Origin of the sequence: Novosphingobium sp. UBA6272 (assembly GCF_002440635.1) — a bacterium.
Classification (GTDB): domain Bacteria; phylum Pseudomonadota; class Alphaproteobacteria; order Sphingomonadales; family Sphingomonadaceae; genus Novosphingobium.
In genome coordinates this window covers 1-11818 of the sequence record NZ_DJUW01000018.1, presented here as the reverse complement: position 1 = coordinate 11818, position 11818 = coordinate 1, and the positions used below count along the sequence as shown (strand labels likewise).

Below are 11818 nucleotides of genomic sequence, written 5' to 3'. Positions count from 1 at the left end.
GCTGAGCCGCAGATTTGCCAAACTGCCAGGCGCCCGACCTACTTCAGATAGACCCGCCCCGATTGCGCCAGCCGCTGGCGCGAGGTGTTGACCGGCACCGCGATTGCAGTTCCCGGATCATAGACCTTGCCGGCGCCCGTGCTGCCCTTGGGCACCCAGATTTCAACCCAGGTGTTCGAATAGCCATTGGGCTTGTAGCGCACCCAATAGCCGTCGGGATGCACGCTCCAGCGGTTCGCCGGCACATCGATGCTGCCTTCGCCGCGCGGTGCGACGCCGCCCAGCACCGCTACACGCTCGATATCGGAATAGGCTGAGCCGGGCGTGGTCAGCAGTCCGCGCATCCGGCTCTCTGCCTCAATCACGGTGCGGACCGGGCCGGGCATTCCCCCGGTGATCGAATTGAGCTGCGGGTTGGTCAGCACAGACAGCGCACTGCGGTTGAGCGTTGCAAGCTGTTTCTGGCTGAGCAGCTTGGCCGCGACCCCCTTCAGCCGCATGTCGAGATCCTCAAACTTGGCGCGGGCGACGATGGCCCACAGCAGCAGCTGGATGTCGCGCTGAGCGATTTCCGGATGGGCCACCGAGTTGCGCAAGATCGAGGTGACGGCATCCTTGGCCGAACCTTTGACGGGCGCCAGCAAATAGGCATCCCCTCCGCCAGGTCCATAGGTCCCTGCGTGGAGACAATAGGATTGCGCATGCATCCGGTAGTAACCCTCGGCCAGGACAAATCCGCCCTGCGGGGTGCGGGGGAGGCTGGTCAAATCCCGCGCCGCTTTTGGTACGTCCATCCCGTCGGTTGCGGCATCGCCCCATATCGCATCCTTGATATTGGTCGATATCGGCGCCGGTCCGGACAACAAGTTTGGCACGCCCGGCGTCTTGACCGGCAAGTTGCGCACGACTGCGCCGCCCAGCCCGCCAAGCTGCGCAGCGGCGGCACTGGCGACAAGCCCGGATCCCGACAGGACCAACAGGAGCGGAAGCAGTGTCTTGATCGGTTTCATCGGATCGCCTCTCGGTTGTTCACAGCAATATCAAAAAAGCGATATGCCACAGCCTGTGCTAACAGGCTTGGCAAAAATCGCCACGCCCCCCGAATTCAAGCCTTCAACTTCCAACGCAAAGACATGCATGTAAATCCAGCGTCAATTGCCGCTATTGCCGCATTCTGCAACGCTTCTACATTCAATCCATGCTGGTCGAGCAGCTCAAGGATGCGTGGGTAGCCTGCCCCGGCAATGACACGGTCATTGACTCGCAGGACATTGGCTCCGCCTTCTTCTCCTTCAGGCACTTCAATCACCCGGTAGCCCGCAAATATCCCGGTCGCCGCCAGGGCGCGGGTCGACAGAACGGTTTCGGCATCAAGCAGCGACGATGCGGTCTTGAGATGCAGAACCTCGGCCGGGGTCGCCGCCACTTCTCCGCGATAGCCAAGGACCGCCAGCGCTTCGATCAGCGCCTCCGCTCCTTCGCGGGTGGTGCGGGCGGACAGCCCGATCAGGGCCTTGTCGGGCATGACCAGAACGTCGCCGCCATCGGCATAGCCGCGCGGCAGGTCGAGCACCTGGTCAAATAGCGCGTTCAGCGTCGAGCGCAGGAATTCGCCCTCGACTTCGCGGCTTGGCGCGCCGGGCTTCAGGATGATCGCGCCTTCGGGGAAAACCAGCGCGGGATCCTCGACAAAGATCGCATCGGGGAACGCTTCCAGCGGATCGAGCATGGTCAGTTCCAGTCCGGCACCGGCCAGCGCCGCCGCATAGCCGGCGTGTTCGGCGACGACGTCGGCGAATTCGGGATCGGGTCCGCCGCCAGCGCGCAGGCCCTTGACCACGCTGACACCCGGCCGACGCAGGATCGCGCGGTTGAATTCGAAGACTTCTGACAAGACAAGCCCCCAACAAGGTATTCAGAACAGCAAGGGCCGGAACGCATTGCTGCGCCCCGGCCCCTTGAACTTGTCAAATTAGCTTAGGCGATGCCAGCCATCCGACCAATAAAGATCAACGCCACTGCACCCAGCAGCGACCAGACGAAGCCGGCCGGCTTCAGTTGAGTGCCAGGTTCCTTGTCAAGCATGCTGCCGACGAAACCGGCAACGAACGAACCTGCGACGCCCAGCACCGCGCTCATAATCCAGCCCATTTCGACCGGACCGGGGTAAACGAAACGGGCGAGGATCCCTACGATCAGGCCAACTACGACCATGCTGACATATTTCATTGTGCTTCCCCTTATCTGGGACAGGTCCTTAACTGGCCCTGCCCTTCCATCAATGTTGGCAAGCCATACCAAAGGGGCTGCCGAGTCAAGTGATTAGGTACAGTCACCGATCCGTTCCATGCGCACTGTTTGTTCGATATGCATTGCTTTGCCGCCGGGCATGGTCATGTCCGCCGTGATGGCGGCCTGCGATCCGGTGTCGGTGTAGGTTCCCTTTGAAACCGCCTTTAGTTGCATCGCCTCGCCCGTGTCGCAGGCGAAGACCGAATCCACGCTGCCCGCCCCAGCATCGAACTTCTCGAACCGGCATTTGCCCTTGCCCATGTGGTCCTTCATGATCTCCAGCCCGCGTTTGGATTGCTCGGGCGAGATGCAATATTCGCTGGCGGTCTTGTCGGACATCATCGCCTTCATCTGTCCGGCCATTGCCGCCGGCATTTCGGGGATTTCGAGCTTCTGGACCTCCACCGTGGTACGATACTTGCCCGGCTTGAACTGGAACGCCAGATTGGCCGCTGCCTTGATTGGGTCGGCGCTGCTCCCGCCCGGTTCAGCCGCATCGTTGCTGGCTTGGTTGCAGCTCGCAAGGATAACGGACATCGCAGCGAGGATCGCGTGACGGTGGATCTGGCGCATCGAAGGCTCCTTCCGGAACTGCAGTTGAAGGGCAGCCTATCAAGCCCGCCAAAGCTTGTCGATTCGCGCTGGCGAGCGCCGCCGCCCATCTTCTGGCACCCATTCCCTTTCGGGCATGGCCGCTGCTGACCCGCCTTGCCGTAACGGCAAGTGATCGCGCACTTTACGATAACGTAAACTTCTCCTTGCGAACGGCGGAAATCCGCGCCACCCTGCTTCCCAACAATCAATCGGAGAGAGGCCATGGACCTAGAATTCAGCCCCGAAGAAATCGCCTTCCGTGAGGAAGTGCGGACCTTCATCGCCGAAAACTATCCCGCTGAACTGCGCGGCAAGCAGGACGAAGGGGACGAGCTGAGCAAGGAGGATTTCCTCTCCTGGCACCGCGTGCTCGCCAAGAAGGGCTGGGTCGCCCCGGCCTGGCCGGTCGAATACGGCGGCACCGGCTGGACCATCACCCAGCGCTACATCTTCTCCGAAGAGACCGCCCGAGCCGATTGCATCCGGCTGATGCCGTTCGGCCTGACCATGGTCGGCCCGGTGATCTACACCTTCGGCACGCCCGAACAGAAGGCCCACTTCCTGCCCCGGATCCTGTCGGGTGAAGATTGGTGGTGCCAGGGCTATTCCGAGCCGGGTTCGGGTTCCGACCTCGCCTCGCTCCGCACCAAGGCAGAGCGCGATGGCGATCATTATGTGGTCAATGGCCAGAAGACCTGGACCACGATGGCCCAGCATGCCGACTGGGGTTTCTTCCTGGTCCGCACCAATCCCGATGCCAAGATGCAGGAAGGCATCTCGTTCCTGCTGATCGACATGAAGTCGCCCGGGATCGAAGTCCGCCCGATCATCACGCTGGGCGGTGAACACGAAGTCAACGAAGTGTTCCTCGACAATGTCCGCGTGCCGGTATCCAACCGGGTGTTTGAAGAAGACAAGGGTTGGACCTGCGCCAAGTTCCTGCTCGCCCACGAACGCGTCGGGATTGCCGGGGTCGCCAGCTCGAAGCGCGGGGTGGAGCGGATCCGCTCGATCGCCTCGACCGAACTGGAAGGCGACAAGCCGCTGCTGGCCAATCCATTCTTCCGCCGCAAGGTGGCCGAACTGGAAATGGACCTGGCCGCGCTGGAATTCACCGAACTGCGCACCCTTTCGGGTATGGCCGCCGGTCACGGTCCGGGGCCGGAAAGCTCGGTCCTCAAGATCAAGGGCAGCGAGATCCAGCAGCGCCTGACCGAACTGACCCTGGAAATGGCCGGCCACTATGGCGCGCCCTATTTCCGCAGCTTCGGCGAAGGCGACAACCAGCACGCGGTCGGTCCGGCCTGGGCCAACAAGGCCGCGCCGGTCTATTACAACGCCCGCAAGACCACGATCTATGGCGGGTCGAACGAGATCCAGCGCAATATCATCGCCAAGATGGTTCTCGGACTCTGAGGAACTGAAGACATGGACCTGAGCTATACCGAAACGCAGGACATGCTGCGCGACACCCTCGCGCGCTTCCTGGCCGACACCTATGATTTCGAAACCCGCAAGAAAATGCTCGCCAACCCGGAAGGGCGCGATCCGGGGATCTGGAAGGCGATCTCCAGCGAGCTGGGCCTGACCTGCGCCCCCTTTGCCGAGGAATACGGCGGGATGGGTGGCGGCCACCTCGAAAACGCGATCATGATGGAGGAACTGGGCAAGGTCATCGCGGTCGAGCCCTGGCTGCAGACCGTCGTGATCGGCGGCGGCGCACTGACGGCAGTGGGCGGCGCCCTGGCCGCAGAGGTGATCCCGCAGATCATCGCCGGCGATGCGATCATCGCCTTCGCCTATGCCGAACCGCAGGGCCGCTACAACCTGGCCGACATCGGCACGAGTGCGAAGGCCGACGGTGCGGGCTATGTCCTCAATGGCCACAAGGCTGCGGTCTATGCCGCGCCCTGGGCCACGCACCTGCTGGTCACGGCCCGCACCGGCGGCAGCCGGCGTGAACGCGCCGGGGTCGAGCTGTTCCTGGTCGATGCCAAGGCCGCCGGAATCACCATGCGCGACTATGCCATGGTCGATGGGTTCCGCGGCGCCGAAGTCTATTTCGAAAACGTCGCCATCCCCGGCGAAGCTTTGCTGCCCGGCGGGATCGACCTGATCGAACGCGTGGTTGACGAAGCCACGGTGGGGATCTGCGCCGAAGGCACCGGAATTGCCCGCAAGCTCCTTTCGGGAACGGTCGAATATACCCAGCAGCGCAAGCAGTTCGGCCAGCCGATCGGCAAGTTCCAGGCACTGCAGCACCGCATGGCCGACATGCTGGTCGATGTCGAACAGATCGCCTCGATGAGCCTGATGGGCACCATCAAGCTCGACCTGCCAGCCGAACAGCGCAAGGCTGCGGTCAGCCAGGTCAAGGCCAAGGTCTCGCGCTCGATCAAGGCGGTCGGCCAGAACGCGATCCAGACCCACGGCGGGATCGGGATCACGATGGAGCTGGCGATCGGCCACTATTTCAAGCGCAGCACCATGATCGAGAACCAGTTCGGCCCGGCCGACTGGCATCTTGAGCGCTACGAGGCGCTGACCCTGCCGGCGTAAGCCACGGTATCATTGCAGACCAATCGAGGGGGCAGCTGAAAGGCTGCCCCCTTTGTCATGTCCTCACGCATTCCGCGCCATCAGCCCGCCATCGACCGGGATCGTCGCTCCGGTGACATAGCTTGCCGCCGGCAGGCACAGGCTGAGCGTCATGTGCGCCACCTCCTCCGGCGCGCCATAGCGGCGCAGCGCAGTGCGGCGGTGAGCGAAGGTCGCCTTGTCGCCCGGCGGGACATTGGCGGTCATCCCGGTGTCGATCGGTCCGGGGCAGATGCAGTTGACCGTGATCCCCTCCTTGCCCAGTTCCACCGCCAGCGCGCGGGTCAACCCGGTTACCCCAGCCTTGGCGGCGCTGTAGGGACTATCACGCGAGGTTGCCCCCAGCGCTTCGGTGCTGGCGATGTTGACGATCCGCGGGCTGGCGGAACGGCGCAGGTGCGGCAGCGCGGCGCGGATCAGCCTTTGATGCGCGGTCAGCAGCACCGTCACCGCACGGTCCCAAACCGCATCATAGCCGTCGTCGTCGATCGGACAGAAGGCGCTGATCCCGGCATTGTTGACCAGCGCGTCAAGCCCGCCGAAATGCGCCGCAACCTGATCCACCGCCGCGCGGATCGCCGCCGGATCGCCGACATCGAGCGCCCAGCCCTGCGCCGAAAAGCCCTTGCCGCGCAGCTCTGCCGCGATTGCTTCGACCGCTTCAGCCGACAAGTCGGTCAGCGCCACATTCGCGCCCTCGGCGGCGAAGACTTCGGCCGTCGCCCGGCCCATCCCGCTTGCCGCGCCGGTCACCAGCACGGTTAGCCCGCGCACCGAGCGGCTCAGTTCCAGTCCCATCGTCGCTGCTCCCTTGATTGCGGGAGCGACTGTGGCGCGCCGGGGGCCGCTTGCCAAGCCGGGCTAGAAAGTCCGGTTCAGCGACAGCGTGAATTCGACGTGCTGGTTGCGGTCGCGGAACTCTTCGACATCGGGCAGCGCCACGGATCGGTTTGGATCGAAGAACAGCCGCCGCCGCTGGCCCGAGACATTGGCTACATTCTCGACGTCGAGCCGCAGCGTGGTCTTCTTGTCGGGGCGGAATTCGGCAAATGCGATCACGAAGGGACCGGAATTCATGAAGTTGTCGATCTCGTCGATCCGGTAGATCGTGTTGGTCGAGCTGCGATAGACTTCAACGCCATAGGACCAGTTCTTCAGATCGCGGCGCAGTTCGGCCTCGAAGTTCCAGGTCGGGCGGAAGGTGCTCCAGCGCCGGTCGAGCCCGGTAATCGGATCGCGCACCGAATGGGTCTGCCAGGTGCCGTTGAGTTTGAGCCGGGTCGATTTCAGCCCCAGCCTGTCAAGCGGCGCGTCCAGCGTCACCGCCGCGAAGCTCAGCTGGCCGCTGCCAATGTTGCCCGGCGCGTCGAAGCCTTCCGGGGTCAGGATCCGGTCCTGCAGCATCGAGACCCGGTCATGCCCCAGCTCGAGCCGCAGCACCCCCTGCCCCAGCACTGGCCGGTCCACCGTCAGGCGGAATTCCCAGGCCCGCTGCGGGACGAGATCGGCGTTACCGCCGTTGATCCGGTCATTGGCCAGTTCCGCGCTGGACAGGAAATCGAAGAAATCGAGCTGCGCCACGGTCCGCCGCGCAGCGAACTGGGCGTGCCAGCCCTTGGGTCCCTTCCAGTCGAGCGTCACGCCCGGTTTGAAGTAACTGAGGTTGCGGTTCGCGGTGGTATCGCCGCTGACCTCAAGCTTGGACGTCTCAAAGGCCAGCCGGCTTTCCAGCCGCAGCCGCGGGCTGAGTTGACGGCCGAGGTTGAGGTAGCTCTCGGTCCGCACCTCATCAACCACCGCGCGGTCGATCGGCAGGTCGATCCGGGTCTTCACCCCGCCCGCGCCCAGACCGTAGAGCTCGGTCGCGTTCTCGAGCCGGTTGTAGGCCACTTCGCTGCCCACTTCGAAACTGAAGCCCGCCACCTTGGGGGCCGACCAGCTGAGCCGCCCCAGCGCCTCGTCATAGCGCGAGTCGATCAGCAGCTCGAACCCGCCGATCGTCTCGCCGTTCACCCGGTTGAAGCTGGTATCGTGGGCATTGCTGTCGCGCCGGTTGGCCAGCGCGACGAACTTGATCGTGCCCGAGCCGAGCGGGCGGGCGATATCCCCGCCGATCTCGTAACGGGTCGGATAGAAGTCCTGCTCCAGCCGGTCGTCACGCTCCGGCCCGGTGGCGGGGGTGACGTGGTTGGTCTGCTTCAGGTTGAAGTGCCCGGGGGCATAACGCAGGTTGATGTGTTCCGAACGGCGGCTGCTCGGCTCGTGCGACCAGCTGGCCGAGAACGAGGGGAACCGCTCCCAGATCGTGTTGACCTTGTCGCGGTATTCGATCCGCTGCCCGGTCGCGATTCGGCGGACATCGTCATAGCCAACCTCGACCTGGCCCTCGCGTCCGCTGCTGGCCGACAGGTTGATGGTCGATCCCCCGGTGCGGATCAGCACCGAGCCTTCCAGATTGGGCACCGCCCAGCCGGTATGAACGCGGGTCAGCGAGCCCTTTACATTGCCGCTGATCCCGCCCGCCTGCGACAGCACCAGGTTGAGCACCTGGCTTTTCCCGGCATAGTCCGAGCCATAGAGATCCCCGGGGCCCAGCTCGACCCGCAGCACCCGGCTGGCCGGAATGCGCGAAAGGATCTCGCCCAGCGATTCCGACTTGGACGAAGGCCGCGCTCCGTTCAGCACGACATTGCCCGCCGCGCCGCTGAACCCGCGCACTTCCTCGTCGCTCTGCTCGATCACGAAGCCGGGGACCTGGCGGACGATATCGAGTGCGGTATTGGGGGCGAAGGCGGCAAAGTAGGCCGCCTCAAAACGGGTAACCCGGTCCTTGGTGGCCGGAGCCGCGCCGCCCTCTGCCGCTTCGGCCGCGACCGGCTCGGGGGCCGGCTCCGACCCCGCGGCCGGTTGAGCCAGAGCCGGCGTGGCCAGGCCAGCGGACAGGCACAGCGCCAGTGCGGCGCGGCTGGCATGCCAGCGCACCGCACGGCCATCGAACAAATTCAAAACCATAGGTCTCCCCACCCGGCACAATTGTGATGCCGGCCGGGAAATCGCGCCCGGTGCCCTTCCCCGCACCCGACGCAGCCCCCTGCCCGATCGGCCCGCCCATAGAAGCCGCCCCCGCCGCCCCGCGCCACCCCGCTTCGACCAAGGGCGGCCCCTTCCCGACCAAGCGGCGAGGCGGCCCGACGAACGGCATGGGCCCGCCCGCACGGTGCCCGAAAGTTCACACCCGGCACGATCCCACACCGCGGAACCTGACAAACCTGACAGGGTACAGGCGAGGGAAAAGGAGGCCGTCAACATGTGTCACACTGTTTCACCCGCTGTCACTCCGTGTCACCCATTGTCACCTTGCGGAAAGGCGCAGTGCCGGTGGCGGCATTCGCGCGCGCCGTGGCGGTGGAGATCGAACAGCGTTGCGATTGGTAGAGTCTCATGTGAAGCCTCGTCCCGTCAGGCGAAGTCACAAGTGTCGCAGAATTTGGGGGTGTAGGAAAATTGGGGGGAACGGCACGCACTGAACATGCCGCTTGCCTACGGAGCGAACCTATAATATTTATAGGTCATGAGCGATCCGGTTCCGCTGCGGATGAACGATGCAACCGCGCTGAAGCTGCTGCGCGAAATCGCTTCGGATTCGGCGCGGGTGATTTTCACTCACCACGCGCGGCAACGGATGCGCCAGCGCAAGGTGTCCACCGCCCAGGTGCTCGCCTGCCTGCAACGCGGGATCGTGGCCGAACCCGTCGCGCTGGACCTGCACGGGAACTGGAAGCTCACTGTGACGCACCGCGCCGCAGGAACCGAACTGCAAGTCGCCGTAGCGATCGATGTGCCCAAACGCGCGATCGTCATCACGGTATTTTGAAGGAAGCAAAGGCATGTATCACTATCGCGAATGCGGCCTGCGCAACGTCTGGCTGGCCAATGGGTTCGACCAGCACGAAACCCCCTATGGCCCCGGTATTGCCATCCACGACCTGCCCGGCCTGCACCGCGCCATCGCGCGCGGGCTGATCAGCAAGGGCGGCAAACTGACGGGCAGCGAACTGCGCTTTCTGCGCCACGAAATGGACCTCAGCCAGGCCCGGCTTGCCAGCCTGCTGGGCAACGAGGCCCAGACCGTCGCCCTATGGGAAAAGCGCGGCACCCAGCCTAAAATCGCCGACCGCTTCATCCGCGCACTGTGGCGCGAACAGGATCAGGGGAACGCACAAATCCGGGCGATGATCGAACGGCTGGTAGATACGGATGCGGGCGAAGGCGAGGCGCGGATTGTGGCTGAGCAGGATGATGGTGGGTGGAAGGTGGCGGCTTAGGGAGTTTTGGGGTTTCGTAATTACAGCTATAATAATACACACGTATTACATTGGTTTAATTTCTTTTTTTATTCTATAAAACTGAATTGTTAATTTGTTTGAAAAATAAATAGCACCCCAACATTCACGAAGCGCAATAAATCCAGAAAACGCCATATAAAATCTATTCGCTCTCACATCAATCAGATGATCTCCAAAAGTAAGTCCAGTTCCTCCGGCCAACAATGATGCACAGACTATCGTGAATATTACAACTGTTAGAATGGCTAGCTGAAAAGAATATACATAACCTTCAATCGGCGGGCCGTGTTCGATAATAAATGTTGAAAATTCCTTGTCTTGTAGCAAACTTGATGAACGCCCAGCCCAAGCGAATGACAGTCCGATTAACCCACCTGTTGCAGGGAGAGCTACGTTCTTTGCTAAGCCGATAGGATCAACCGTAGAAAAAGCACTGAACACTACAGCTAAAAGGAAGCCGCCGAAGGACCATCGATTGAAGAGGTTGGAGAGGCCAATCGCGCCTTGATCATCGGGCTTCATGAGCCACTGCCAAAAGCCTATCACTTTCGGTGCATCCGCAGGCTGAAGCTTATTCATTCGGACACATTCTCTGGCGGCTTACGGAGATTCGAATAAGCTCGCCGCATCGCCTGATGGATCGCAGCACCTATGCCCCCAATTTTGCCGGTAAGTTCGGTCGATTCTATAGCTTCTCTGAGTGCATTGACGCTCAGGCGCTTACGGACAATTGGTGCTCTAGGCGAAGATTGTATGTTGGCAGTTGCATCATCACCGCTAGCCGCAACTGCAATCGAGACCTCTTCGATCTCGTCTTTATCAAGGTTGTCCCCCTTGAATGCCGCCTTGCCCTCTACAGCCCCTGCCTTTGCGGCAAATTCTTTCAGGGGCCTTTGAATGTACTTGTTATCATCCGGAGGGTTCGGGAGGGTGAATGAAAATTCGAAGCGCGTTATTCTGTGGGCGCTTCTAATTGATTCGATGAACCCAGTTGGATCTGGGATGAAGTCAACTCTTACTTGCCGATTTGCCCTTCGAGCTACGCCGGCTGATTCCAAAAGCGCCTCGATTTTGGCTGCGACTTCACGAGCGTTTAGAGACACGCCGGGACGGATCAGAATCCCAATGGTTTGATCACGCGGATCAAATACCCCAACTGTAAAGGGTGCATGTGCTTGCTCGACCTCTTTGAACTCTCTCAACTTTTCATCGAATTGGGGAGCCAGAAGAACAGCTTCTCTGCCAAGCGCGAACGTGATCCAACCAGCTTTTGATTCAACTGTGTTCCCAATATGCCACGTAGAATTGCGACGGACAGAGGCTGTTGGCCGAGCAAGAAATGACTTTATCAAGACATCAACAGCGCTCATCTCTTCCGAAAATGCATCACCTTGTGGCAACGGCTCAGCCTTACATCTTAGCAGATGAATTGCCGTCAAATTGGCCTCCCCGAATTACGAACAACGCACGTTTTTTATACTTATATGGGCATTGATGATCGAGCAACACTAACTCACACCAAACCCCACCCTTAGCGAAGCACTTGAACGCCCTCCCCCATTGCAGAACAAACCATAAACCCCCATAACCCTTGCCATGGCTGAGCTCATAATCCGCCGGGGCCTCGAAGAACCCGACACCTCCCAAAGCTTCACCCCGCACAAGCCCGCGCGGCCGGAGAAGGCGCTGGCGCAGAAGCCGTTTCGGATTGTCTCAGAATACCAGCCCGCCGGCGACCAACCCACTGCCATCGCTGAGCTGGTGGAGGGCATTGCCAATGGCGAGGCAACGCAGGTGCTGCTCGGCGTTACCGGATCGGGCAAGACCTTCACCATGGCCCAGGTGATCGAGGCGACGCAGCGGCCCGCGCTGATCCTCGCCCCCAACAAGATCCTCGCCGCGCAGCTTTATGGCGAGATGAAGAGCTTCTTTCCCGACAACGCGGTCGAATATTTCGTCTCCTACTACGACTATTACCAGCCCGAGGC

13 protein-coding genes are annotated in these 11818 nt (G+C 61.7%); 5 read left to right on the top strand and 8 right to left on the bottom strand.

The genetic code is table 11. The features are described from left to right. Window positions 1-38 precede the first annotated feature (38 nt). From B2V17_RS10185 to B2V17_RS10170, 4 genes are all read right to left on the bottom strand, one after another. Entirely contained in the window at window positions 39-1010 is a 972-nt protein-coding gene (locus B2V17_RS10185; protein ID WP_292997275.1) for a hypothetical protein, read from the bottom strand. 95 nt (window positions 1011-1105) lie between these two features. Continuing rightward, entirely contained in the window at window positions 1106-1894 is a 789-nt protein-coding gene (locus tag B2V17_RS10180) for an arginine deiminase family protein (protein WP_292997273.1), read from the bottom strand. Between the two features lie 83 nt (window positions 1895-1977). Next, the gene (locus B2V17_RS10175) at window positions 1978-2229 is read right to left on the bottom strand and encodes a GlsB/YeaQ/YmgE family stress response membrane protein (protein WP_292997271.1); all 252 of its coding nucleotides are present in this window, start codon (window positions 2227-2229) and stop codon (window positions 1978-1980) included. A gap of 93 nt (window positions 2230-2322) precedes the next feature. Beyond that, complete coding sequence (locus tag B2V17_RS10170; protein WP_292997269.1) at window positions 2323-2865, bottom strand: DUF3617 domain-containing protein; 543 nt, start codon at window positions 2863-2865, stop codon at window positions 2323-2325. A gap of 243 nt (window positions 2866-3108) precedes the next feature. Here B2V17_RS10170 and B2V17_RS10165 point away from each other — a divergent pair, with 243 nt between their 5' ends. Together B2V17_RS10165 and B2V17_RS10160 are read left to right on the top strand one after the other, a co-directional pair. Further along, complete coding sequence (locus tag B2V17_RS10165) at window positions 3109-4302, top strand: acyl-CoA dehydrogenase family protein (protein ID WP_292997267.1); 1194 nt, start codon at window positions 3109-3111, stop codon at window positions 4300-4302. A gap of 12 nt (window positions 4303-4314) precedes the next feature. Further along, window positions 4315-5445, top strand: a complete 1131-nt coding sequence (locus B2V17_RS10160; protein WP_292997265.1) for an acyl-CoA dehydrogenase family protein — start codon at window positions 4315-4317, stop codon at window positions 5443-5445. A gap of 63 nt (window positions 5446-5508) precedes the next feature. Here the strand turns inward: B2V17_RS10160 and B2V17_RS10155 are convergent, their stop codons facing one another. Next, on the bottom strand, window positions 5509-6282 hold the full coding sequence (locus B2V17_RS10155; protein ID WP_292997263.1) for an SDR family NAD(P)-dependent oxidoreductase: 774 nt from the start codon (window positions 6280-6282) through the stop codon (window positions 5509-5511). Window positions 6283-6345: 63 nt separating this feature from the next. Beyond that, complete coding sequence (locus B2V17_RS10150; RefSeq protein ID WP_292997261.1) at window positions 6346-8496, bottom strand: TonB-dependent receptor; 2151 nt, start codon at window positions 8494-8496, stop codon at window positions 6346-6348. A gap of 559 nt (window positions 8497-9055) precedes the next feature. Between B2V17_RS10150 and B2V17_RS10145 the strand changes: the two genes are divergently transcribed. Further along, complete coding sequence (locus B2V17_RS10145) at window positions 9056-9358, top strand: DUF4258 domain-containing protein (protein ID WP_292997259.1); 303 nt, start codon at window positions 9056-9058, stop codon at window positions 9356-9358. Window positions 9359-9371: 13 nt separating this feature from the next. Further along, window positions 9372-9809, top strand: a complete 438-nt coding sequence (locus tag B2V17_RS10140) for a helix-turn-helix domain-containing protein (protein WP_292997258.1) — start codon at window positions 9372-9374, stop codon at window positions 9807-9809. Between the two features lie 45 nt (window positions 9810-9854). Here the strand turns inward: B2V17_RS10140 and B2V17_RS10135 are convergent, their stop codons facing one another. Beyond that, window positions 9855-10409 carry a hypothetical protein gene (locus tag B2V17_RS10135; RefSeq protein ID WP_292997257.1) on the bottom strand — a complete coding sequence of 185 codons (555 nt, stop codon included), beginning with the start codon at window positions 10407-10409 and terminating at the stop codon, window positions 9855-9857. Beyond that, window positions 10406-11269 (bottom strand): hypothetical protein, encoded by an 864-nt coding sequence (locus B2V17_RS10130; protein ID WP_292997256.1) that lies wholly within the window; start codon window positions 11267-11269, stop codon window positions 10406-10408. The genes B2V17_RS10135 and B2V17_RS10130 overlap by 4 nt, the downstream gene beginning before the upstream one ends. 157 nt (window positions 11270-11426) lie before the next feature. Here B2V17_RS10130 and B2V17_RS10125 point away from each other — a divergent pair. Continuing rightward, window positions 11427-11818: DEAD/DEAH box helicase family protein (locus B2V17_RS10125; protein ID WP_292997255.1), on the top strand; the 392-nt coding region annotated here is incomplete at its 3' end.

Bases quoted from the DNA above. Each gene is read 5' to 3' on its own strand.
- B2V17_RS10145 (WP_292997259.1), top strand. From the start codon at position 9,056: ATGAGCGATCCGGTTCCGCTGCGGATGAACGATGCAACCGCGCTGAAG.
- B2V17_RS10165 (WP_292997267.1), top strand. From the start codon at position 3,109: ATGGACCTAGAATTCAGCCCCGAAGAAATCGCCTTCCGTGAGGAAGTG.
- B2V17_RS10150 (WP_292997261.1), bottom strand. From the start codon at position 8,496: ATGGTTTTGAATTTGTTCGATGGCCGTGCGGTGCGCTGGCATGCCAGC.
- B2V17_RS10160 (WP_292997265.1), top strand. From the start codon at position 4,315: ATGGACCTGAGCTATACCGAAACGCAGGACATGCTGCGCGACACCCTC.
- B2V17_RS10175 (WP_292997271.1), bottom strand. From the start codon at position 2,229: ATGAAATATGTCAGCATGGTCGTAGTTGGCCTGATCGTAGGGATCCTC.
- B2V17_RS10155 (WP_292997263.1), bottom strand. From the start codon at position 6,282: ATGGGACTGGAACTGAGCCGCTCGGTGCGCGGGCTAACCGTGCTGGTG.
- B2V17_RS10140 (WP_292997258.1), top strand. From the start codon at position 9,372: ATGTATCACTATCGCGAATGCGGCCTGCGCAACGTCTGGCTGGCCAAT.
- B2V17_RS10185 (WP_292997275.1), bottom strand. From the start codon at position 1,010: ATGAAACCGATCAAGACACTGCTTCCGCTCCTGTTGGTCCTGTCGGGA.
- B2V17_RS10135 (WP_292997257.1), bottom strand. From the start codon at position 10,409: ATGAATAAGCTTCAGCCTGCGGATGCACCGAAAGTGATAGGCTTTTGG.
- B2V17_RS10170 (WP_292997269.1), bottom strand. From the start codon at position 2,865: ATGCGCCAGATCCACCGTCACGCGATCCTCGCTGCGATGTCCGTTATC.